This is a genomic window from Actinomadura sediminis (assembly GCF_042675525.1).
Lineage (GTDB): Bacteria > Actinomycetota > Actinomycetes > Streptosporangiales > Streptosporangiaceae > Spirillospora > Spirillospora sediminis.
The window spans coordinates 17297-38997 of sequence record NZ_JBHTJA010000020.1 but is presented as its reverse complement, the minus strand read 5'-3'; the positions used below and the strand labels follow the sequence as shown (position 1 = coordinate 38997).

Sequence of the window (21701 nt, the reverse complement as noted above, 5' to 3'; positions counted from 1 at the left end):
CAGGTCGAACACCGGCCTTTCCTTTCCGTGCCCGATCGACCATTCCCGAAGCGAACGGCGACGAATCGGTGGTGTGCACGTGACGGAACACCAGTTGAGCCTCGGTACCTCCGCGGCACGGAACCTGGCGACCACGACCAAGACCGTCCCCCAGATGCAGGGCATCACCTCCCGGTGGCTGCTGCGGCTGCTGCCCTGGGTGGAGGCGAAGGGCGGCGCCTACCGCGTCAACCGCCGGCTCACCTACACGCTCGGCGACGGCCGGGTCACCTTCGTGACGACGGGCGCCGACGTCCGCGTCATCCCCCGCGAACTGTGCGAGCTGCCGCCGCTGCGCGGCTACGACGACGACCTGGCCCTCGACGCCCTCGCCGGGCGGTTCGTCCAGCACGAGTACGAGCCCGGCGAGGTCATCGTCGAGGAGGGCCGGCCCGTCGACAAGGTCGTCCTCGTCGCGCACGGCAAGCTCAGCCGGATCACCGCCGGCGAGTACGGCACCGAGGCGGTGCACGGGACGCTCGCCGACGGCGACTTCTTCGGCGACCAGGCCCTCCTCGGGGAGGAGGAGGCGCCCGAGTGGGACAGCACCGTGAAGGCCGTGACGTCCTGCACGCTGCTCACCATGAGCGTCGGCGACTTCCAGGAGACGCTCGGGCAGTCGCCCACGCTCCAGGCGCACCTGGAGGAGTACCGCAACGCACCGGAGCGTCCGAGCAACCAGCACGGCGAGGCGGCGATCGACCTGTCGTCCGGTCACGCCGGCGAGCCGACGCTGCCCGGCACGTTCGTCGACTACGAGGCCTCGCCGCGCGAGTACGAGTTGAGCGTCGCGCAGACGGTCCTGCGCGTCCACACCCGCGTCGCCGACCTGTACAACCACCCGATGGACCAGGTGGAACAGCAGCTCCGGCTGACCATCGAGGCGCTGCGGGAGCGCCAGGAGAACGAGATGGTCAACAACAAGGACTTCGGGCTGCTGCACAACTCCGCCCTGTCGCAGCGCATCCACACCCGCAGTGGCCCGCCGACCCCGGACGACATGGACGAACTGCTCGCGCTCGTGTGGAAGGAGCCGGCGTTCTTCCTCGCGCACCCGAAGGCGATCTCCGCGTTCGGCCGCGAGTGCAGCTCCCGCGGCGTCTACCCCGACCACGTCGACGTCCTCGGCCAGCGGGTCCCCGCCTGGCGCGGCGTCCCCATCTTCCCGTGCGACAAGATCCCGGTGAGCGCCCGCCGCACCAGCTCGATCCTGCTGATGCGCACCGGCGAGGCCGCCCAGGGCGTCGTCGGGCTGCACCAGACCGGCCTGCCGGACGAGTACCAGCCGGGGCTGTCGGTCCGGTTCATGGGCATCGACGAGAAGGCGCTCATCAAGTACCTCGTCAGCGCCTACTACTCGGCGGCCGTCCTGGTGCCGGACGCGCTCGCGATGCTGGAGTCCGTCGAGATCGCCCACGGTGCGGGTGCGTGACGCCCGTCCCGAGCACCCTCCCGGCCGGGGAGACGCACCGCCGGACGCGCCGCCGCGCGTCCGGCCACGGGCCCGGCCGCGGGTGCGCTCACAGGGGCGCGCACCCGCGGCCGGCCCCCGGCCCCGCATCCGAGCGCCCCGCGATCGCCCGCTGAGGGAAGGCCCGCCATGTCAGTCTCTTACTGGAACGACGCGCCGCCGCGCCCGCCCGCGGAGGTGCTGGCGTGGAGCCGGGCCCTGCTCGATCCGGCGCTGCGCGCCGCGGTCGACGAGATGCCCCCCGCGACCCGCGCCGTCGCCGGATTCCACTTCGGCTGGACGGACGCCGAGGGCCGCCCGGCGGCGGGCGCCGCGGGCAAGGCCGTCCGCCCGGCGCTGGCGCTGCTGTCCGCGGCGGCGGTCGGGGGGACGGCCGCCGCGGCGCTGCCCGCCGCCGTCGCCGTCGAGCTCGCGCACAACTTCTCGCTGCTGCACGACGACGTGATGGACGGCGACGCCACCCGGCGGCACCGCCCGACCGCCTGGACGGTGTTCGGCTCGAACACCGCGATCCTGGCGGGCGACGCGATGCTGGCCGGCGCCTTCGAGGCCCTCGCGGGCGGCCCGGCCCCGGCGGAGTCCGTCCGGACGCTCGGCCGCGCCGTCCTCGAACTGGTCGAGGGGCAGAGCGAGGACCTGGCGTTCGAGCGGCGCGCCGCGGCGGTGCCGCTCGCCGAGTGCCTGGCGATGGCGGGCCGCAAGACGGGCGCGCTGCTCGGCGCGGCGTGCGCGCTCGGCGCCGCGCACGGCGGAGCGGACGGCCTGCGCGCCGAACGGCTCGGCTCGTTCGGCGAACGCGTCGGGCTCGCGTTCCAGCTCGCCGACGACATCCTCGGCATCTGGGGCGACCCGGACGTCACGGGCAAGCCCGTCCACTCCGACCTGCGCAACCGGAAGCAGTCGCTGCCGGTGGTGGCGGCGCTCGCGTCCGGGACCCCGGCGGGCGACGAGCTCGCCGAGATCTACCGGCGGGAGGCGCCGCTCCCCGACGCGGACGCGGCCCGCGCCGCCGCGCTCGTCGAGGCGGCGGGCGCGCGCGAGTGGGCGGCGCGCAAGGCCGACGCCCTGCGCGCCGCCGCGCTCACCGACCTCGCCGCGGCCGACCCGGTCCCCGCCGCGGCGGGCGAGCTGCGGGCCCTCGCCCACCTGCTCACCCACCGCGACCACTGACCGGCGCCCGGCCAGGGCGCCGGTCAGTGGCCGCGTGGGGGCCGCGAAGGGCCCGACCCCCTAGTACCGGCTAGTACCGGAGGCCGTGGCCGTACTGGTAGAGGTCTCCGATCGTGACCGGGAGGCGGCCGCCGGGCCGCCTCCCGAACACGACCTCGGCCGCGCCCTCGTGCATCGCCGTGCTGACGCGCTGCGTCCGGGCGGTCGTCCCGTACGTGGTGATGTAGGCGTCCACGTCCGGGTAGGCGGTGATGTCGTACGGGATGCCGATGGCGACGGCCGCGACCGGCTTGCCCGTCGCCCGCAGCGCCCGCACCAGCTTCGCCTGCCCGTCCGGCAGCGTGCCGGACGAGAACGTCGCCACGACGATCCGGTCCGCGTCCCGCGCGGCCCGGACGGCCGCCGCGATCTCGGCGTCCGACGGGTCCTGCGACGACGCCTCCCAGCGCATCACCGGCCCGGCCGACGCGCCGTCCAGCGCCCGGGCGAACGGCTCGGTCTGGACGACGCCCGCGACGAGCGTCCGCTCGCCCGACCCGGCGTCGAACGGGAGCACGCCGCGCTCGTTCTTCACGAGCGTGGTCGCCGCGACGCCCATCCGCTTCGCGCGCCGCCGGAACAGCTCGTTGCCCGATACCGCCGCGGCCGCCTCCGGGCTCGCGAAGCGGTGCCCGGCGACGTCGTACTCGCACTTCAGGTCGAGGACGCGCCGCACCGACGCGTCCACCCGGGCCTGCGAAAGCTCCCCGCTGCGCAGCGCGTCCGCGAGCGCGTCGACGGCCTCGACGCTCGCCGCGTGGTCGCCCGTCGACATGATGACGTCCGCGCCCGCCTTGATCGCCATGACCGTGGCGTCGCGGGTGCCCCAGTTCTCGTCGATGGCGTCCATCGCCATGCCGTCGGTGACGATGAGGCCGTCGAAGCCCATCTCCTCGCGCAGCAGCCCGGTCAGGACCTTGGGCGACAGCGTCGCGGGCAGCTCGGGATCGATCGCCTCGACGATCACGTGCGCCGTCATGATGGCCGGGACGCCCGCGTCGATGGCGGCGGCGAACGGCGGCAGGTGCACGCTCTCCAGGGTCGCCCGGTCGTACCCGACGGACGGCAGGCCGGTGTGGCTGTCGGTCTCGGTGTCGCCGTGCCCGGGGAAGTGCTTCGGCGTCGCGATCATCCCCGCCTTCCGGTACGCGGACACCTGCGTCTCGACGAGGTCGCTCACCGGCCCGGTCCGCTCCCCGAACGAGCGCACCCCGATGATCGGGTTCTCCGGCCGGGTGTTGACGTCGGCGACCGGCGCGTAGTTCCAGTGGAACCCCATCGCGCGGGCCTCCGCCGCCGTGATCAGCGCCGCCTCGCGGGCCAGCGCGGGCTTGCGTGCCGCGCCCAGCCCCATCGCGTTCGGCAGGGCCGTCGTGCCCTCGCGGACGTTGTGGGTCGTGCCGAACTCGAAGTCGCCGGACGCGAGCAGCGGCAGCCCGAGCCGGGTGTCCCGCGCCCACTCCTGCAGCCGGTTGTTGTAGCGGGCCGCCAGCTCGGGCGTCCGCGGCTCCGAGGTGATGAACGAGCCGAGCTTGCGGTCCTGGATCAGCCGCCTCGTCTGCTCGTTCGGCATCCCGTCCGGGCCGTCGAGCGTCACCGCCATGACGAGCTGCCCGACCTTCTCGGCGTCCGTCATGCGCGCCAGCGTCGCGTCGGCGTCGCAGCGCTGCCGTCCCCGGTCGGACGGCGGGGCCTGCGCGTGGGCGGGCGTGTGCACGGCCGGGGCGAGCGCGAGCCCGAGGGCCGCGGTGACGACCGCGGGGAGCACCTTCATGTTCGCCTCCTGAACTGGTCCGGTCTGGTATAGACCAGTTGATGGGCGGCGGTGCCGTCAATGGGAAAAGTTGCCAAGATCACGCCGGGGCGGGCCCGGCCGCCCGGCGGCCGGAGCCCGCGGGGACGGTCAGCCCTTGATCTCCGTCCATGCCTGCGTCCACCGGTCGTACGGGACGCACTCGTCGCCGCGGTCGTCGCCGCAGTCGCGGACCGGCGTGCGCCAGAACGCGATGCGGTCGTAGAACTCGCGGTCGCCGACGCGGTAGGTGTCGCAGAAGCCCCGCGCGGTGTACCGGCACGCCTTCGGGTTCGCGGGCGCCTCGCCGAACCACTGCCCGACCTGCGCCTGCACCTTCGGCGTCGTGATCCAGTTCATCCACTGGTACATGCAGGACGGGTGCTCGGCCTTCGAGGAGATCATCCACGTGTCCGACCAGCCGGTGGCGCCCTCGCTCGGAAGCGTCGTCGCGACCGGGACCTTCCGCGCCTTCGCGAGGTTCGCCGTGACCTGCCACGCCGTCCCCGCGTAGTTCGCGCCGACCTCGAACGACTGGAGTTCGTCCAGGTAGTTGTGCCAGTACTGGTTGACCAGCGGCCGCTGCCGCTTGAGCAGGTCGATGGCCGCGGCGAACTGCTCCTCGTCGAGCGCGTACACGTCCTCGATGCCGAGCTCGGGCCGGTGCGCCTTCAGGTAGAGCGCCGCGTCCGCGATGTAGATGGGGGAGTCGTAGGCGACGACGTGCCCGGCGGCGGGCGAGTCCTCCTCCCACACGACGCTCCACGACGCGGGCGGCCGCGGCATCTTGTCCGTCCGGTACATCAGCATGTTGGCGCCGTAACCGTGCGGGACGCCGTACATCTGGCCGTCGACGGAGTTGTACGGCTGCTCCTTCAGGTACGGCGCGATGTCGTCGTAGTTGCTGAGCAGCCGGGTGTTGACGGGCGCGACGAGCCCCCCGTACACGAGCCGCAGGCTCGCGTCCCCGGACGCCGACACGCCGTCGTAGCGGCCCGTCTCCATCAGCGCGACCATCATGTCGGACGTGTCCGCGATCTTCGCGTTGACCCGGCAGCCCGTCCGCTTCTCGAACGGCGTCACCCAGTCGGCCTTCGGGTCGTGCGAGCCGTCCTCGGCGTACCCGGCCCAGACGATCAGGTCCAGGCGGCCCTCGCCCTCGCCGATGTCCTGCCGCATCGGCAGGTCCGGCGGCGCCGCCGGGGTCAGGGCCGCGTCGTCGCCGCCGACGCACGCGCCGGTCAGCGCCGCGGCGAGCGCCAGCGCCCCCGCGGCGAGGGACGACCGTGCGCGCGTCCGGGGCCGCCGGGCGCGGGCCGGACGGACGTCCGGACGGTGCGAAACGGGCTCACGGGGGGTTTCGGGCATCACGCCGGAAGATCGTAGAGGTATTTCCGGCCGTCCGTACACACCTACCGTGATGATCTCGACACGCGGGCCGCCGCGTCCTAGGCTCTCCTGACGCTCCCTCCGAAGATCCCGCACAACCGAAAGTTCCCCCGAAAGTGGCACATCGAGGCCGTCCCGCGGCGCCCGCGGTCCCCGCCGTCCAGCCGTCCGACGACACCGGACAGGCGGGCCCGGCCGACCCGGCCGCACCCGCCGCCCCGGCGCGGCGCGGTCCCAAGGCCGCCCGGTTCCGGTCCATCCGCTTCAAAGTCGTGCTGATGGTCACCGTCTCGGTGGTCTCGCTCGCCGCGCTGTGGTCGTTCGCCGCGAACATCGCGCTCGGCGAGGGCCTGAACCTGCGGCACGTCGAGACCGTCCAGGACCACTACGCCTACCCGGCGGGCGCCCTCGGCAGCGCCCTCCAGGAGGAACGCCGGCTGTCGATGGTGTACCTCGGCGCGCGCGACCCGAACGCGGGCGCCGCGCTCGAGTCCGGACGGCTCGTCACCGACCGGCAGGCCGAGGTGTTCCGCGAACTCGCCTCCCACGGGGACGACCACGACGTGCCGGGACGGACGCTGCGGCTCGCCGACAAGATCCTGCGGGCCCTCGACGGGCTCGACGAGCGGCGCCGCGCCATCGACTCCGGCGCCGTCGACCGGCACCGCGCGTTCGCCGACTACACCGGCCTGCTCGCCGACGTCGGCTCCCTGCAGGGCTCGCTCGTCACCCTCGACAACGCCGAGGTCGCCAAGGACGCGCGCAGCCAGGCCGAGCTGACCGAGGCCCGCGAGGCGCTGTCGCAGGAGAACGCGTGGCTCGCCGGCGCCCTCGCCGCCGGGCACATGACGGCCGGCGAACACTCCACGTTCGTCCAGCTCGTCGGCGCCCAGCGCACCCTGTACGCGCACGCCGCGGCCGACCTGCGCCCCGAGGACCGCCGGTACTACGAGCGCGTCGTGCGGTTCCCCGAGTACCGGCGGCTGCGCGCCCTCGAGGAGCACTTCGTCGGCTCCCGCCGCGCCGTCGGCGACGCCGGTGAGGCCGGACGGCTGTGGAGGACCACCGTCGACTCCAACCTCACCCGGCTGCGGGGGCTCGAACTGGCGCTCGCCGCGGGCGCCGAGGAGCGCGCCGAGCCGATCTCCGACCGGATCATCACCCGCGTCGTCCTCGCCGGGGTCCTCGGCGTCCTCGCCGTCGTCGCGTCCCTCGTCATCGCCGTGTGGGTGGCGCGCTCCATCATCCGGGAACTGGCGCGGCTGCGCCGCGAGGCGATCGACCTCGCCGACGTCCGGCTGCCCGACGTGGTCGCCCGCCTCCGCCGCGGCGAGGACGTGGACGTCGCGGCGGAGGCCCCGCCGCTCGCGTTCGCCGCCCGCGAGATCGACGAGGTCGGCGAGGCGTTCAACGCCGCCCGCCGCACCGCGATCCAGGAGGCCGTCGCCGAGGCGACGCTGCGCCGCAACGTCAGCGAGGTCTTCGTCAACCTCGCCCGCCGCAGCCAGACCCTGCTGCACCGCCAGCTCAAACTGCTCGACGCCATGGAGCGCCGCATCGAGGAGCCCGACGACCTCGAGGACCTGTTCCGCGTCGACCACCTCGCCACCCGCATGCGGCGGCACGCCGAGGGCCTCATCATCCTGTCCGGACGGCCGCCCGGCCGCGGCTGGCGCACCCCCGTCGCCGTCGTGGACGTCGCCCGCGCCGCCGCGTCCGAGGTCGAGGACTACACCCGCGTCAACGTGGCCCCGATGACCGGCGCCGCCGTCGTCGGCCCCGCCGTCGCCGACGTCATCCACCTGCTCGCCGAGCTGATCGAGAACGCCACCGTGTTCTCGCCGCCGCACACCACGGTGCAGGTGCACGGCCAGGCCGTCGCGCACGGCTACAGCATCGAGGTCGAGGACCGCGGCCTGTCGATGGACGACGCCGCGCTCGCCGCCGCGAACGAGCGGCTCGCGACCGCCGAGGAGTTCGACCTCTCCGACAGCGGCCGGCTCGGCCTGTTCGTCGTCGGCCGCCTCGCCCGCCGCCACGGCGTCAAGGTCACCCTGCGGACCTCTCCGTACGGCGGCATGACCGCGATCGTCCTGCTCCCCGAGGACCTCGTCGTCCGCGCCGGCGACCCCGAGGGCTCGCCCGCCATCACCACCCGGCGCACCGAGGAGGCGCTCGTCCCCGCGGGCACCGTCGTCGCCCCCGCGTTCCCGGGCGAGGACCGCGGCTCCGTCCTCCGCCTGCCCGCCACCATGGTCGAGGACGCCGGGGCCGCCCCGGCCGGCGACACCGGCAACGGCGCGCGCCGCCCGTCCGCCCCCGGCGACCGCCGAACCCCCCTGCCGCGCCGCCGCCGAGCCCCCGCCCCCGGCGCTCCGCCGGCCCCCGAGGGCCCGGGGTACGCGCCCCGGCATTCCGGCGGCCCGCACGCCGAGGCCCCGACCACGGACGACGCGCGCTTCGAGCACCCGCAGCCCATGGGGCCGGGTGCCGGCGTGGAGGGCGGCCCCCCGGCCGACGAAGGTTCGTGGCCCGAGGGTTCGGACGGCGCGGGCTTCGAGCGCCCGCAGGTCGCGGAGCCGGGTGCCGTCGGTTCGCAGGAGGAGGGTTTCGGCGGCGCGGGCTTTGAGGGTTCGCAGGTCGCGGAGTCGGGTTCCGGTGTGGAGGGCGGCCCCCCGGCTGACGAAGGTTCGTGGCCCGAGGGCGCGCACTCCGGGCATCCGGGGGTCGAAGGGCCGGGCTCGGAGGACTCGCGAGGTCGTGCCCCGGGCACCGAGGCGTCGCGTTCGGACGGTTCGCCGCTCGAACCGGGCGCGCGGGACGGGGACGCGCACGGCGAGGGATCGGCAGGTCCGGGGGCGAGCCCTTCGGACGGCGGGGGGCGGCAGCGGGCGCTCGGGGACGTGCGGCGGCGCACGCCCGGGGAGGAGCGGCCGCCGCTGCCCAAGCGCGTCCGGCAGGAGAGCATGGCCGCACAGCTCCGCGACGGCGAACCGGCGGGGCCGCCCGCGTCCGGGGAGCCGGAGCCCGAGCCGCCGGCGCGCGCCCGGCGCACACCCGAGGAGGCCCGCGCGATGATGTCGTCCATCCAGCGGGGCACCCGGCGCGGGCGCGCCGAGGTCGAGGGCGGCGAGGGCTCCGGATGAGCGAATGGCTCGACGACGAGGCCGGGCCGATCGTCCGGTCGTACGCGCTGACCCGCGGCCGGGCGCGGCCCGCCGGCGACGAGCCCTTCGACATGATCACCCTCATCGCCACCGCCGGCCGGCCGCGGGCCGGGACGCCCGGGATCGGCCCCGAGCACCTGCAGATCCTCGACATGTGCGCCGAGCCGCAGCCGGTCGCCGAGGTCGCCGCGCGGCTCGAACTGCCCCTCGTCGTCGTCCGGGTGCTCCTCGGGGACCTGCTCGGCCAACGGCTGATCACCGTCACCCGCCCCCGGCAGGAGAGCCCGCTCTCCAAGGAAAGTCTCCTCAGGGAAGTGCTGCATGGTCTCCAAGCCCTCTGACCCGGTCGCGGTGAAGATCCTCATCGCCGGGGGATTCGGCGTCGGCAAGACGACCCTCGTCGGCGCCGTCAGCGAGATCCGCCCGCTGCAGACCGAGGAACTGCTCACCGACCGGGGCGTCGGCGTCGACGACATCGAGGGCGTCGAGCAGAAGACGACCACCACGGTCGCGATGGACTTCGGCCGCATCACCATCCGCGACGGCCTGATCCTGTACCTGTTCGGCACGCCCGGCCAGGACCGGTTCTGGTTCATGTGGGACGAGCTGTCGGCCGGGGCGCTCGGCGCGGTCGTCCTCGCCGACACGCGCCGGCTGCAGGACTGCTTCCCGGCCGTCGACTACTTCGAGAGCCGCGGGCTGCCGTTCATCATCGGCGTGAACTGCTTCGACGACGGCTACGACTACACCGTCGAGGAGATCCGCGAGGCGCTCGACCTCGACGGCGGGACGCCCGTGGTGCTGTGCGACGTGCGGCACCGCACGTCCGGGAAGGAGGTGCTGACGACGCTGGTCACGCACCTGCTGGCGGTCAACGAGAAGGAGAAGGCCGCCGCCCGGTAGCCTTTTGCGGTGTTCCGGACCCGCGCCCGCCTCAGCGACGGCCGAGAGATCGTGTACTACGACGAGCGGCCGGGCCGGGTGCCCGTGCCCGATCCGCGCGGGCTCCCGCCCGCCGAGCCGCTCAGCGAGACGCGCCGCGACCCGCTCACCGGCGACCCCGTCACGATCACCGCGCACCGCAACGCGCGCACGTTCCTGCCGCCCGCCGAGGAATGCCCGCTGTGCCCGGGACGTCCCGCCTCCGAGATCCCCGATCCGGGCTACGACGTCGCCGTGTTCGAGAACCGCTTCCCGTCCTACGCCGCGGCCGCCCCACCCGTCCCGGCGACCGTGGACGGCGTCCCGCTGTTCGAGCGGGCCCGGGGCGCCGGACGCTGCGAGGTCGTCTGCTTCACCGACGACCACGGAACCGCGCTCGCCCGGCTGCCGGTCCCGCGCGTCCGGACGGTCGTCGACGCGTGGGCGGACCGGACGGCCGAACTGTCGGCCGTGCCCGGCATCGAGCAGGTGTACGTGTTCGAGAACCGCGGCGTCGAGATCGGCGTGACCCTGCACCATCCGCACGGGCAGATCTACGGGTACCCGTTCGTCGCCCCGCGCACCCGGCAGATGCTCGCGACGGCGGCCGCGCACGGCGGCGATCTGTTCGGCGACGTCCTCGCCGCCGAACGCGCCGGGCCGCGCGTCGTGCACGCGGGCGAGCACTGGACGGCGTACGTCCCGGCCGCCGCCCGCTGGCCCGTCGAGGTCCACCTCACCCCGCACCGGCACGTTCCCGACCTCGCCGCCCTCGACGCTCCCGAACGGGACGAACTGGCCGCCGTCTACCGGGACCTGCTGCGCCGCCTCGACGCCCTCTACGGCACGCCGCTCCCGTACGTCGCGGGCTGGCACCAGGCGCCCGTCCGCGAGGGCCGCGACCTGCTGCGCCTGCACCTGGAGCTGTTCTCGGTCCGGCGCGCCCCCGACAAGATCAAGTACCTCGCGGGGTCGGAGTCGGGGATGGCCGCCTGGATCAACGACGTCCCGCCGGAGGACGCCGCCGCGCGGCTGCGCGCGGTCACTGCCGGCTGAGCGTCCGCGTCACCCCGGCGGCGATCGTCGTCGCCAGCACCCAGCCCGTGCTGATCAGCGTGTACGCGAGCCACTGGCGCCACCCGGCGGGCTTGAACGCCTTCTGCTGCCCGAAGTCGATGATCGGCAGCAGGAGGTCGAGCGAGTAGAACAGCGGGTTGAAGTCGGGATGCTCGTCGGCCTTGAGCGGCGGCGGATGCTCGAACCCGAACGCGACCGCCCCGGCGAGCAGCAGCCCGGCGAGCCACCCGGCCGCCCACAGCGGCCGGAACCCGTACCCGACCGTCACGTCCTGCAGGTACCCCCAGACCCGCCGGTACAGGGGCAGCGTCCGGCGGCGCCGCCGCTGCTTCGCGAGCAGGACGTTGCGGGAGGCGATGTCGTCGCCCGCCCGCAGGTACGCCGCGGCGAGCTGCTCGTACGCGTGCGGCACGTACCCCTCGACGTCCCGTTCGAGCATCGGCACGCGCACCTTCGGGGGGAGCCGCGGGTCGAGCGACTCGTACGTCAGCCCGTCCAGCCGGACGTCCCCGCCCAGCGCGCCCGGGGGCAGGTGCAGCAGCCCGAACCGCGCCCGCCGCAGGTTGAGCAGGCCGTCCAGCCGGGCCTCGCGCAGCCACACCTCCCCGATCGTGGTCGCGCTCGCGCGCAGGGCCTGCCCGGACGGGTGCGAGACGCGGGCCTTCGCCAGGTCGAGCTGCCCGGGGATCGTCGCCCCCCGCAGATTGACCTCGCCCTCGAACCGCGCGCGGCGCGCCACCACGTCGGAACCCACGCCGAGGTTCTCGGCGTCCAGGGCGTACCCGGCGGGATGCCCGACCGGATGCGAGAGGCGCACGCCGGTGAGGTCGACCTTCTGCGTGATCCGGGCGCCCCGCAGGTCGACCTCGCCCTCGGCACGCAGCCGCGCGGCCATCACGCTCTGCCCGACGCTCATGCTGTCGGCCTCCAGCACCCGCGCCCCCGGGTTGCTCAGCACGGCGTCCTCGAGGTTGAGGTTGCCGGTGATGGACGCGCTGTTCAGCCGGATCTCGCCGTGGGCCTCGAGGCCGGGGGCCCACACGTCGTCCTCCAGGACCGAGTGGTTGAGGTGGACGATCTCGCCCTGGTTCGTCCCCGGAGTGCCGAGCCGGGCGCGTTCGAGGAAGAGCGCGCGGGCGACGCGGACGCCGCCGAGGCTCATGCGTCCGGGGACGCGGCACTCGGTCAGCCGCAGGACGCCGCTCACGTGCATGGTCGCGGCGAACAGCCCGGGGAGGAACGACTTGCTCAGGTTGAGCTGCGTCAGGTGCGACGCGTACAGGTTCGGGATCTCCTCGAAGTGGCACGCCCACAGCCGGATCGGATGCTCGACCGTCGCGTACTGGAGGTCCAGCTTCCCGGCGATCCGCGCCCCGGACACCCGGAGGGCCGCGACCTCGCCGTCCTCCGGCGGGCGGAGCAGCAGCTTGCGCAGCACCCATGCCCGCACGGTGCGCTCGGGCCCCCATGCGGCGCCGTCCGCGGCGTCGTCGCCGTCCCGCGAGAAGTCGACCTTCGCACCCGTCCGGAACGCCCGCCACACCCGCCGTTCGGCGGCCGTCAGCTCGACCGGCTCCACGCGTACCTCCCGCCGCCGTGAACAACTCGATCATGGATATACCGGACGGGTCTCCGCGCGTCACCCGGGTTCCGTGATCATGCGTGGAGGGAGCGTGGTGCGAGCGCATCGGCTGTTCCATGGAGCAGAACGCCTCGCCCGCGAACTCGCCCGCGCCGTCCGGGACCTGGAACAGGACCCGGAGCCCCGCCGCCGCCCTGACCCGTCAGGCCGGTACGCCCGCCACCGGCGGCGCCGCGAACGACACCACGCGGCCTTCCCGCCGCCGTGAGCAGCGGTCCTGGCGGACGCCGCCGGTCCGGTCCCGGCCTCCGCGGCCCGTGCGGGCGGGTCGCCTCAGCGCGCGTCGCCTGTGAGGACGCGGCGGTACGGGGCGAGATCGCCGACGAAGTCCATCGCCGCGTCGTTGTCGAACGGCCAGCGAGTGTCGCCGACGAAACGGCGGCGGGCGCCGAGCGGGCGGCGGTCGTCGATATATCTGGACGTTCGCGCAGGAAGGATTCCGCTCGGATTTTCCCGTGGACGATGTTCGGCGTGCGCAGGCTGTACCAAGGAGTTCCGCAGCACGAGCAGCCCGGACCGGTCAGAAAGGCTTCCTGCCGCCGTAGGAACTGGTTCAGGGAAAGGTGTACGGGCGGACGGTTCCCGAAGTCCACGCGCAGCCCTCGGGTTCCTCCTCGACGCCGACGCCGGGCGGGAGGTCGTGCCTCACCGAGGGGGCGGCCCGTCCGGCGGCGGGAAGGCGATCGGCGCGGCGTTGCGCCGCGTGGCCGCCCTGCCGCCGCGCGAGCGCTTCGTCCAGGTGATATCGACCAGTTGAAGAGCGAAGTCCATTCAGTCATGTTCGCTGGGATTCCCAGCGGCAATCAATCGAATGAACGGTCCGGCCGCGATTGCGCAAAAGCGAGGACGATATCGGCGGGCTGGCCTAGTGTTCGGGCATGGTCGGGCGTGCGGAACTGTTGGCGCAGGGGTCGTTCGGCGACGTGCGGGCCGCCGGTGGCGCCGGGCGCGCGGCCACGGCGTGCGCGGCGCTGATCGGGGACGACGGCGCCATCGGCCTCGCGTGGGACCTCGCGCGCGGCGCCCGGGTGGGGGAGCCGCTGCCCGGGTTCCCCTGCGACGGCGAGGCGTGGGCGTTCGGCGTCCTGCCGGGGCCGCGCGGCGACTCGCCCGTCGTGGCGTGGGCGGGCGGGGAGCGGGTCCACGTCCACGACGTGCGCGGCGGCGGCGAGGTGGTCATCGACGACGCGGACGCGTCGTTCCCCGATGTGGTGGGGCTCGCCGTCCACCGGGGGCGCGGGGCCGTCGTGACGGTGTTCGACCGGCGCCCGCACGCGGAGATCGTCCTCTGGGACGCCCGCACCGGGGAGCGGCTGGCGGACTTCGAGACGTGGTCCGGGTACCGGAGGCCGGACCACGTCCTGCACGCCACCCCCGAGTCGGGGGCGCTCATCGCACTGGCCTGCGCCGCCGAGCGGGCCGAGGACGCGGATCCGGGCCGCTCCGCCTGCGTCGGCGTGCTGGACGCCGAACTCGGGCGGCAGGTCGCGGAGCTGGACTGCGGTCCCGCCCGGGAGGCGCCGATGGTCCCGTGGGAGGGCGGGGTCGTCCTGGTCGTGGCGGAGCCGGGACGGATCGTGGTGCGGAGCCCGGACGGCGAGGAGGTGGCCGCCGCGGACGCGCCGGAGGTCGCGGGCGCGTACGCGGACGTCGCGGCGGCCCGGGTGGACGGGCGCCTCCTGGTCGCCGCCGGCGACTTCCAGAAAGGCGCGTACACGGTCCGGGACGTCGCCCGCCCGGAGCCGCTCGGCCGGGTCGAGGTCCCCGGGCCCGTCGGGGGCACGGCGCTGGCGGCCGACGGGACGTTCCTCGCCGCGACGGACGCGGGCCTGTACCGGGCGCACGTCAGCGGGCTCGGAACCTGAACTCGAACTCGCACCGGTCGCCGCGCACCCCGACCGAGCCCGGGCGGGTGATGGGACGGTCGTGGCGGCCGTCGTCGACCGCCCGCAGCAGCTCCCGTCCCGCCTGGGAGACGGTGAGGACGACCGGGGACGTCCCGGCGGCGCGGACGTCGAAGCGCTGCCATTCTTCGAAGGCGTAGGGGTGGCGCACCTGGGCGAGGGTGAAGTACCTGCCGCCGTTCACCGGTCCGCCCCTCAGCTTCTTCTTGATGACGAGCAGTTCGTCGCGCCGGTTGAGCGACGCGACGTACAGTTCCGTCTCGTCCTGGCGGCGCAGCATCACGTGAACGCCGTCGGTGTTCTGTGCGTCATGGGGCAGTAGACGCACGTTACGGACGTCCAAGGTGACATGGACGTCGAGGTGATCGGCGCGGTGGGTGTTCATCCGGAACACGCTCGACCCTGTGCCGTTGGACGACGTCGCGTCCGGCACGGCGGTGTCCGGCGGGCCCGTCCAGAGGAGGCCGCGGCGCGCGTAGAGGGAACCGCTCGTGACGTCCCAGGTAGGGGAGCGGACGGCGTCGGGCGCGTCCGGGTTCCAGTGCGCGTACTCGTTCGTGACGAGCCGGGCGCGGCCCGGGCCGTCCGGGCGGGCGAGCGCCCAGACGGCCCACGCGACCGGGACGGCCCCGGCGAGGGCGCCCGCGACGATCACCCGGGCCCGCATCAGCCGGGGAGCGCCGTGCAGAACCCGCGGGCGCGCAGCCCGCGGATGATCGTCGGGAGGGCCCGGACGGTCGCCGCGGAGCGGGCGACGCCGTCGTGCATGAGCACGACCGCGCCCGGTTCCGCCCGGGTGAGGACGGTCGCCGCGATCTCGTCCGGGGCGCGCCCGCGCCAGTCGTGCGTGTCGACCGTCCAGCGGACCACCCGCATGCCCAGCGCGCGCGCCTGCGCCTCCACCGTGGGGTCCGCGTCGCCGAAAGGCGGCCGGAACAGCGTCGGACGGGGCGCGCCCGCGTCCTCGACGGCGTCGGACGTCCGCGCGAGCTGTTCCCGGACCTGCGCGGGCGCCAGGTCGGTGAGGTGCGGGTGGTTCCAGCCGTGGTTCTCCACGCGGTGCCCGGCGGCGGCGATCTCGCGGACCATCGCGGGCCGCGCGGCGGCCTTCTCGCCTGTCACGTAGAACACGGCGCGGACGCCGTGGGCGCGCAGCACTTCGAGGACCTGCGGCGTGTAGACGTCCGGGCCGTCGTCGAACGTCAGCTCGACGCGTCCGCGTTCGCAGGGGTTCGCGGTGCTCGCCGGTGCGAGCATCTCCGGGGTGACGACGTCGCGGGCCTCGGCGGCGCGCGCCGGGGCGTCCCCGCCGGGCCGGAGCTCCTGCCGGGCCAGGGGGACGACGGCGGCGAGCGCGAGCAGCCCGAAGCCCAGTTCGAGAAGGTGACGGCGGACGGTCGTGCCGAGGGTCATGAATCCGGATCCGTGAGGGAGGAGTCGTCGACGGTGAGGGTGCCGGCGCCGAAGCCGGGGCTCGTCGCCCCGCCGGGGATCGGCGGCGTGCTGGCCGGGGACCGCTGCCGGGCACCAGTCTCGGCGAGGGCGGGGCCGTTCGTCCAGAACGTCCAGGCAGCCGTGGCGGTGCGGTGACAGATGCCGGTCTTCGCGTTCACGGTGCCGGGCCACGGGCCCTGCGGGCGGGGCCACGGGCCCTGCGGGCGGGGGATCGAAGGCATCGTCGCCTTTCTCTGAGAGGTCGCGGGGCGCGCGGTCAGCGGCCCCGCAGCGGGACGAACGTCGGATCGTGGAACGTCACCGTCCGCCCGCCGCGCCCCGTGATACCGAGCCGGACGCCGCCGCGGTCGATCGGCGGGCCGGACCCGCCGGTCAGGGCGGCGCGCAGCGGCGGGCCGCCCTCGACCTCGACGGTCAGCCGGTCCCCGCGCACCTCGATCGCGACGTCGCGGGCCCCGTCGCGCCCGTCCCGGCCGTCCAGCCGGGCGCGGCCGAGCGGCACCGGGGCGCGGTCGCCGACCTGCCTCCGCGCCACCACCGCGCCGTCGCCGACCACGACGTCGATCCGGCCCGGACGCCCGGCACCGGCGCCGTCCCGCACGGCGACGACCGCGCCGGAACGGGGGCTCAGCCCCGCGACCGACGCCGTCACCCGGTAGTCCCGCCACCGGCTCGTGTTCGGCCCGCCGTCGCCCGTGCCGCCGAGCACGCACGCGCCGTACCGGTCGCCGGTCACCCGCAGGTCGGCGCCGTCCCGCTCGCACGCCGCGCCGTCGCCGCGCCACGGCAGCACCGCGAGGGCGTGCGGCGGCGGCGCGGGCACCGCGGCGCGGATCGCCTCCAGCAGCCCCGCGGCGGAGGTGGTGCGGCGGACGCCGATCCGGTCGAGGCGGTACGGCGGCGCGTCCGCGCCGATCGCGTCCACGTGCCCGGACGGCACGCCCTCGCCGGTGAACGCCGCGCGGAACCCGGCGTCCCGCAGCAGGCCCGGCAGCGCCGCGGCGGCGCGGCGGTCGTTGCCCGCCGCCTCACCGAACGGGTACGAGAACGCGGCGGCCTCGCGGCCGAGCGTCCGGCGGAAGAAGTCCTGCGACCGGGCCAGGTCCGCGCGGACGCGCGCCCGCCACGCGCCGAGCGTCTCCGGGCTCCCGTCCGCGACGATCCGGTTCGGCAGCGGCGCGCCCACGTCGCCCGGGATCCGAACGCGGTCGTCCAGCGCGTGCGAATGCGACCCGAAGTCCCACCGCCCGGTGCCGGTGAGCGCCCGCACCTGCTTCGTCGACAGGTAGTACGACGGCGAGCCCGGCTCGACGACCCGTCCGGTCGTGAGGAACGCCGTCGCGGTGAACCCGTGCTTCTCGAGGACGGGGTCCGCGTTCGTCCAGTCGGTCACGCGCCCGTCGTCGAACGTGAGCAGCAGCGCGCGCGGGGGCAGCCGCACGGGGCGTCCCTCCAGCAGGTCGATGACGTCCCGCAGGCGCACGGTCTCGTACCCGGCGGCGTCCAGCGCGGCCATGTGCCTCCCGAACCGCTCCCGGGTGAGCGTGGTCCGCGCGCCGTCGCGGTCGTCCACCCCGTGGTAGGTCAGCGCGACGACCGACCCCGGGTGCGCGGGCAGCGCCGCGGCGGCCCGCGCGACCTCCGGGTCCAGCCGGACGGCCGCCGCCCCGGCCTGCCCCGGGTCGAACGGGCGGCTGATCGACACCCACGTCACCATCGCGAGCGCGAGCGAGCACAGGAACACGAACGCGGTGACGGCCCGGCACCCCCGCCCCCGCCCGGGCGGCTCCCGCTCCCACGGCGCGGGCTCCGCCGGGTGGCCGCCCACCGTCTCGTCCGCCGGGTCAGCCATCGCCGCCGCCCGCCGCGCCGTAGACCCGCAGCGGCCGCGGGACGGCCGGAACGACCGGCTCCGCGTCTCCGTCGCGCGTGCCCCACCTGCCGTCCCGGATCCGCGCGATCGCCCACAGCAACTGCGGGGAGAACGCGACGTAGAAGAACGTCCCGACGAACGCGTAGATCCACAGGCCGTCGTCGCGCAGCATCCGGTACAGCAGCGCGTACCCCATCGCGACCAGGTACAGGCCGAGGAAGTACACCATCGGGAACCGCCCGCCCGCGAGCGGCGCCAGCAGCCCGTACAGCACCACGAGCGGGCTGAGCATCCCCGCGATCGTCTGCACGGCGACCGACGGCAGCGCGCGCGTCCGGCTCCGCCAGATGTGCGCCAGCAGCAGCGGCCCCTCCCGGCTCCACGACTTCTTCCACCGCAACTGCTGCCGGAAGAACGTGCGGTACCGGTCGGGCGCGTCCGTCCACGCCTCCGCGCGCGCGTCGTACCGGGTCGTCCAGCCCGCCCCGATGACGCGGTTCGTCAGCGCCCGGTCGTCCCCGTACGTGCACGCGACGCCGAGGAAGCGCTGGTGCTCCCACGCGTCCAGCAGCGGCGCGATCGCCTCCCGCCGGTACGCCGCGAAGCAGCCGGAACAGCAGGTCACCGCGCCCAGCACCGACTCGGCGCTCTTGAGCAGCTGGAACGACACGTAGTACCGGGCCGCCTGCATCCGCGTCAGGACGTTGCGCTCCGCGTTGCGGACGTACGTCAGCCCGGAGACCGCGCCCACCTCCGGGTCCGCGAACCCCTGCACCAGCCGGCGCACCGACCCGGGCGCGGGCATCGAGTCGGAGTCGACGAACACCAGGATCTCCGCCGAGGTCGCGCGGATCCCGGCCGCCATCGCCGCCCGCTTGCCCCGGTTCTCGCCGAGGTCGACGCACCGCACCCGCCCGTCCGGGTACCGCGCGGCGGCCCTCGTCAGGTGCGTCCACGTGTCGTCGCTCGACCCGTCGTTCACCACGACGACCTCGAGCCGGTCCCCGGGGTACACGAGGCCGAGGCACGCGTGGATCGTCCGGGCGACGGCCTCGCCCTCGTTGTAGGCGGGCACCACGATCGCGACGGTCGGGGTGATCCCGGCGTCCCGCGGCGGCCGGTAGCACGCCGCGAGCACGAACCGGCTCAGCACGTAGCCGCTGACCAGCACCGTGTAGCCCGACAGCAGCAGGTCGCCGCGCAGGTAGGCGAGCTTCACGCCGACGTGCCACGCGATCAGCGCGCAGATCGCCGTGACCAGGGTGAGCGCGCCCAGCGCGGTGAGCCTCCCGGTCCGAGAACGGGCCGGGAGGCAGGGGCGGCGCCTCACAGCGCCACGCGCCGGGCCGCGCCGGGGAACCGGTACGTCGCGTCCAGGACGAGCTGGTCGGGCGGCAGGGCGCCCAGGTCCACGCCGGGCTGCGGGGTGTGCGCGATGACGAGGTCGGCGGCCCGCGGGGCGACCGACGCCAGCTTCGTCCCGCCCTCGGTCACCAGCTCCGGCACGCACGGATCGTGGTAGGCGACGTCCGCGCCCGCCGCGAGCAGCCCGTCGATGACCTCCAGGGCGGGCGACTCCCGCAGGTCCCGCACGCCCGGCTTGTACGCGACGCCCAGCACCAGGACGTCCGCGCCGGCCAGTCCCCGCCCGGCGTCCGACAGCACCTGCCGCGCCCGCTCCACGACCCGCCGGGGCCGCGCCGCGATCGCGTTCATCGCCGCCGCGACCACCGGCGGGTTCAGCCGGTCGCCCCGCAGCTGCCACAGCAGGTAGTGCGGGTCGCACGGGATGCAGTGCCCGCCCGCGCCCGGCCCCGGGAAGAACGGCATGTACCCGTACGGCTTCGTCGCCGCGGCCTCGACGACCTCCATGACGTCGAGGCCGAGGACGCCCGCCGCGTCCGCGAACTCGTTGACGAGCGCGATGTTCACCGCCCGGAACGTGTTCTCCAGCAGCTTCGTCATCTCCGCCGCGTCGGCCGACGACACCCGGTGGATCCGCTCGGCGTACCGTCCGAGCACCGCCGCCGCCCGTTCCCCGCACCGCGGCGTCACCCCGCCGACGACGCGCGGGACGTCCTCGTGGGCGTGCCGGTCGTTGCCGGGGTCGATCCGCTCGGGGCTGAACGCGACGAACACGTCCGTCCCGGCCCGCAGCCCCCGCGCGGCGAGCGGCGCCGCGAGCATGTCCCGCGTCGTCCCCGCGTACGTCGTCGAGGTCAGGACGATCGTCTGCCCGGGGCGCGCGTGCGCGACGACCGCCGTGCACGCCGCGCGGAGCGCCCCGAGGTCCGGCACGAGGTGCCGGTTCACCGGCGTCGGCACGCAGACGAGCACCGCGTCCGCGGCGGCCGCCGCGGCCGGTTCGGCCGTCACGGCCAGCGCGTCCCCCGCCGCGCGCAGCCGTTCGCGGTCGGTCCTCAGCAGGTCGACGCGTCCGCCGCGGATGTCCTCCAGGCGTCCGGTGTCCACGTCGATCCCGAGGACCCGCAGGCCCCGGGCGTGGAACGCGAGCGCGGTCGGCAGGCCGACATAGCCGAGCCCGATGACGGCGACATCGTAGGCCGGGGCCTCGGTGGGCAGGGCGGCAGAGGGCATGTACGTGAGATCTCCCCGTGTGGTGCTCCGCGAGCACGGCAGGCCAAAGGCAAAGGCGTAGTAAATGCTCTTTGGATGCCGTTTGGCGGGGCACCGCACCGCGACGTATATCGCCTACGTCAGTTGCGGGATGACGTGGCGCACGTCACTCACGATCATGCCTTTTGAGCTGTGCCGCGACGCCGGGACCCGCCCGGATTCCGGGCGGGTCCCGGCGTCGCGGCCCGAGCGGTCAGAGCTCGGCGCCGTCGTCCTCGCCGGCGCCGGACGACTCGGCGGTCGATACGGACGCCGTGGCCCGCTCCGTCTCCGCGTCCGCGGAGCGCGCCGTGGGCCACGCGTCGAGCTGGGTGCGACGAGGGTTCGCCAGAGGGCTGTCCATTTGTGCTTCTGTCCTCCCGTAGACGCTTCTCGGTGGCTCGGCCTACCGAAATAAGGAGATCTTCTCCGATGACCCACCCGGTTCGGCAAAATGGTCTAGACCTCGATCCGGTGGCGGATCATCCGCCTCCGTGGTAACGCGCCCATTCCATGATCGATTCCGTACCGGGAAAACCGCTGGCCGCCCCGGCTCCGCCCTGGCACTCTCGCCCCATGGACGTCCCCGAGCTGATCGCGCTCCAGCGGTCCGGCGCCCGCCTGAAGTTCCTCTTCTTCTGGCGGGAGCACGGCCCCACCGGGTGCCTGAGCCAGTGGCACGCGTCCCCGTTCACCGTGGACGGCGTCCGGTACGCGACGGCCGAGCACTACATGATGGCCGAGAAGGCGCGCATGTTCGGGGACGAACGCGCCGTGGCGGCGATCGCGGCCGCGCCCCACCCCGGCCGCGCGAAGGACATCGGCCGCCGCGTCAGCGGCTTCGACGAGGACGCGTGGCGCGAACACCGACTGGACGTCGTCGTCCGCGGCAACCTGGCGAAGTTCACCCAGCATCCCGACCTGCGCGCCTACCTCGTGGGCACCCGCAGGCGGATCCTCGCCGAGGCGAGCCCCCTCGACCGTGTCTGGGGCATCGGCCTGACCGCCGACGACCCCCGCGCCGAACGCCCCGACGCCTGGCGCGGCGGGAACCTCCTCGGCCAGGCCCTCATGACCGTCCGCGACTCCCTGATCTGACGACGGGAACATACCCCTGGGGGTATACGTTGGAAGGGGCGAGAGGAA

General features: G+C 74.7%; 19 protein-coding genes. 9 read left to right on the top strand and 10 right to left on the bottom strand.

Features of this window, described 5'->3' with window-relative positions; genetic code table 11:
* Positions 1 to 79: 79 nt before the first annotated feature.
* Both ACFQ11_RS13375 and ACFQ11_RS13370 read left to right on the top strand, forming a co-directional pair.
* On the top strand, positions 80 to 1471 hold the full coding sequence (locus ACFQ11_RS13375) for a family 2B encapsulin nanocompartment shell protein (protein ID WP_378298606.1): 1392 nt from the start codon (positions 80 to 82) through the stop codon (positions 1469 to 1471).
* Positions 1472 to 1639: 168 nt separating this feature from the next.
* Positions 1640 to 2680, top strand: a complete 1041-nt coding sequence (locus tag ACFQ11_RS13370) for a family 2 encapsulin nanocompartment cargo protein polyprenyl transferase (protein WP_378298605.1) — start codon at positions 1640 to 1642, stop codon at positions 2678 to 2680.
* Between the two features lie 70 nt (positions 2681 to 2750).
* On the opposite strand, the gene ACFQ11_RS13365 is transcribed toward ACFQ11_RS13370, so the two are convergent.
* Both ACFQ11_RS13365 and ACFQ11_RS13360 read right to left on the bottom strand, forming a co-directional pair.
* Positions 2751 to 4493: a glycoside hydrolase family 3 protein gene (locus ACFQ11_RS13365; RefSeq protein WP_378298604.1), complete on the bottom strand. Its 1743-nt coding sequence runs from the start codon at positions 4491 to 4493 to the stop codon at positions 2751 to 2753.
* A gap of 129 nt (positions 4494 to 4622) precedes the next feature.
* Entirely contained in the window at positions 4623 to 5879 is a 1257-nt protein-coding gene (locus ACFQ11_RS13360; protein WP_378298603.1) for an ABC transporter substrate-binding protein, read from the bottom strand.
* A gap of 137 nt (positions 5880 to 6016) precedes the next feature.
* Here ACFQ11_RS13360 and ACFQ11_RS13355 point away from each other — a divergent pair, with 137 nt between their 5' ends.
* Genes ACFQ11_RS13355 through galT form a run of 4 tightly spaced genes read left to right on the top strand, consistent with a single transcriptional unit; the run spans position 6017 to position 11044 of the window.
* On the top strand, positions 6017 to 9046 hold the full coding sequence (locus tag ACFQ11_RS13355) for a nitrate- and nitrite sensing domain-containing protein (RefSeq protein WP_378298602.1): 3030 nt from the start codon (positions 6017 to 6019) through the stop codon (positions 9044 to 9046).
* Positions 9043 to 9408, top strand: a complete 366-nt coding sequence (locus ACFQ11_RS13350; RefSeq protein WP_378298601.1) for a DUF742 domain-containing protein — start codon at positions 9043 to 9045, stop codon at positions 9406 to 9408. The genes ACFQ11_RS13355 and ACFQ11_RS13350 overlap by 4 nt, the downstream gene beginning before the upstream one ends.
* The gene (locus tag ACFQ11_RS13345; protein WP_378298600.1) at positions 9389 to 9970 is read left to right on the top strand and encodes a GTP-binding protein; all 582 of its coding nucleotides are present in this window, start codon (positions 9389 to 9391) and stop codon (positions 9968 to 9970) included. The genes ACFQ11_RS13350 and ACFQ11_RS13345 overlap by 20 nt, the downstream gene beginning before the upstream one ends.
* A gap of 9 nt (positions 9971 to 9979) precedes the next feature.
* On the top strand, positions 9980 to 11044 hold the full coding sequence (galT, locus tag ACFQ11_RS13340; protein ID WP_378298599.1) for a galactose-1-phosphate uridylyltransferase: 1065 nt from the start codon (positions 9980 to 9982) through the stop codon (positions 11042 to 11044).
* Here galT and ACFQ11_RS13335 read toward each other — a convergent pair.
* A complete protein-coding gene (locus ACFQ11_RS13335) occupies positions 11031 to 12644 on the bottom strand; it encodes a hypothetical protein (RefSeq protein ID WP_378298598.1) in 1614 nt (537 codons plus the stop codon). The two genes, galT and ACFQ11_RS13335, sit on opposite strands and share 14 nt — an antisense overlap.
* A gap of 94 nt (positions 12645 to 12738) precedes the next feature.
* Here ACFQ11_RS13335 and ACFQ11_RS13330 point away from each other — a divergent pair, with 94 nt between their 5' ends.
* Together ACFQ11_RS13330 and ACFQ11_RS13325 are read left to right on the top strand one after the other, a co-directional pair.
* The gene (locus ACFQ11_RS13330; protein WP_378298597.1) at positions 12739 to 12915 is read left to right on the top strand and encodes a hypothetical protein; all 177 of its coding nucleotides are present in this window, start codon (positions 12739 to 12741) and stop codon (positions 12913 to 12915) included.
* Positions 12916 to 13585: 670 nt separating this feature from the next.
* A complete protein-coding gene (locus ACFQ11_RS13325) occupies positions 13586 to 14572 on the top strand; it encodes a DNA ligase-like domain-containing protein (RefSeq protein WP_378298596.1) in 987 nt (328 codons plus the stop codon).
* On the opposite strand, the gene ACFQ11_RS13320 is transcribed toward ACFQ11_RS13325, so the two are convergent.
* The 7 genes from ACFQ11_RS13320 to ACFQ11_RS13290 form a co-directional block, all read right to left on the bottom strand.
* Positions 14553 to 15278 carry a hypothetical protein gene (locus ACFQ11_RS13320; RefSeq protein WP_378298595.1) on the bottom strand — a complete coding sequence of 242 codons (726 nt, stop codon included), beginning with the start codon at positions 15276 to 15278 and terminating at the stop codon, positions 14553 to 14555. The genes ACFQ11_RS13325 and ACFQ11_RS13320 overlap by 20 nt on opposite strands.
* The gene (locus ACFQ11_RS13315) at positions 15278 to 16024 is read right to left on the bottom strand and encodes a polysaccharide deacetylase family protein (RefSeq protein ID WP_378298594.1); all 747 of its coding nucleotides are present in this window, start codon (positions 16022 to 16024) and stop codon (positions 15278 to 15280) included. The genes ACFQ11_RS13320 and ACFQ11_RS13315 overlap by 1 nt, the downstream gene beginning before the upstream one ends.
* Positions 16021 to 16287, bottom strand: a complete 267-nt coding sequence (locus tag ACFQ11_RS13310; protein ID WP_378298593.1) for a hypothetical protein — start codon at positions 16285 to 16287, stop codon at positions 16021 to 16023. Before ACFQ11_RS13310 ends, ACFQ11_RS13315 begins: the two co-directional genes overlap by 4 nt.
* A 35-nt stretch (positions 16288 to 16322) precedes the next feature.
* Entirely contained in the window at positions 16323 to 17918 is a 1596-nt protein-coding gene (locus ACFQ11_RS13305) for a polysaccharide deacetylase family protein (protein WP_378298592.1), read from the bottom strand.
* Positions 17911 to 19269, bottom strand: a complete 1359-nt coding sequence (locus ACFQ11_RS13300; RefSeq protein WP_378298591.1) for a glycosyltransferase family 2 protein — start codon at positions 19267 to 19269, stop codon at positions 17911 to 17913. Before ACFQ11_RS13300 ends, ACFQ11_RS13305 begins: the two co-directional genes overlap by 8 nt.
* Positions 19266 to 20537 (bottom strand): nucleotide sugar dehydrogenase, encoded by a 1272-nt coding sequence (locus ACFQ11_RS13295; protein ID WP_378298590.1) that lies wholly within the window; start codon positions 20535 to 20537, stop codon positions 19266 to 19268. The genes ACFQ11_RS13300 and ACFQ11_RS13295 overlap by 4 nt, the downstream gene beginning before the upstream one ends.
* A 232-nt stretch (positions 20538 to 20769) precedes the next feature.
* Positions 20770 to 20919 carry a hypothetical protein gene (locus tag ACFQ11_RS13290; protein ID WP_378298589.1) on the bottom strand — a complete coding sequence of 50 codons (150 nt, stop codon included), beginning with the start codon at positions 20917 to 20919 and terminating at the stop codon, positions 20770 to 20772.
* 212 nt (positions 20920 to 21131) lie between these two features.
* Between ACFQ11_RS13290 and ACFQ11_RS13285 the strand changes: the two genes are divergently transcribed.
* The gene (locus tag ACFQ11_RS13285) at positions 21132 to 21653 is read left to right on the top strand and encodes an NADAR family protein (protein ID WP_378298588.1); all 522 of its coding nucleotides are present in this window, start codon (positions 21132 to 21134) and stop codon (positions 21651 to 21653) included.
* Positions 21654 to 21701 lie beyond the last annotated feature (48 nt).

Bases quoted from the DNA above. Each gene is read 5' to 3' on its own strand.
- ACFQ11_RS13370 (WP_378298605.1), top strand. From the start codon at position 1,640: ATGTCAGTCTCTTACTGGAACGACGCGCCGCCGCGCCCGCCCGCGGAG.
- ACFQ11_RS13365 (WP_378298604.1), bottom strand. From the start codon at position 4,493: ATGAAGGTGCTCCCCGCGGTCGTCACCGCGGCCCTCGGGCTCGCGCTC.
- ACFQ11_RS13360 (WP_378298603.1), bottom strand. From the start codon at position 5,879: ATGCCCGAAACCCCCCGTGAGCCCGTTTCGCACCGTCCGGACGTCCGT.
- ACFQ11_RS13350 (WP_378298601.1), top strand. From the start codon at position 9,043: ATGAGCGAATGGCTCGACGACGAGGCCGGGCCGATCGTCCGGTCGTAC.
- ACFQ11_RS13345 (WP_378298600.1), top strand. From the start codon at position 9,389: ATGGTCTCCAAGCCCTCTGACCCGGTCGCGGTGAAGATCCTCATCGCC.
- ACFQ11_RS13325 (WP_378298596.1), top strand. From the start codon at position 13,586: ATGGTCGGGCGTGCGGAACTGTTGGCGCAGGGGTCGTTCGGCGACGTG.
- ACFQ11_RS13320 (WP_378298595.1), bottom strand. From the start codon at position 15,278: ATGCGGGCCCGGGTGATCGTCGCGGGCGCCCTCGCCGGGGCCGTCCCG.
- ACFQ11_RS13315 (WP_378298594.1), bottom strand. From the start codon at position 16,024: ATGACCCTCGGCACGACCGTCCGCCGTCACCTTCTCGAACTGGGCTTC.
- ACFQ11_RS13310 (WP_378298593.1), bottom strand. From the start codon at position 16,287: ATGCCTTCGATCCCCCGCCCGCAGGGCCCGTGGCCCCGCCCGCAGGGC.
- ACFQ11_RS13305 (WP_378298592.1), bottom strand. From the start codon at position 17,918: ATGGCTGACCCGGCGGACGAGACGGTGGGCGGCCACCCGGCGGAGCCC.
- ACFQ11_RS13295 (WP_378298590.1), bottom strand. From the start codon at position 20,537: ATGCCCTCTGCCGCCCTGCCCACCGAGGCCCCGGCCTACGATGTCGCC.
- ACFQ11_RS13290 (WP_378298589.1), bottom strand. From the start codon at position 20,919: ATGGACAGCCCTCTGGCGAACCCTCGTCGCACCCAGCTCGACGCGTGG.
- ACFQ11_RS13285 (WP_378298588.1), top strand. From the start codon at position 21,132: ATGGACGTCCCCGAGCTGATCGCGCTCCAGCGGTCCGGCGCCCGCCTG.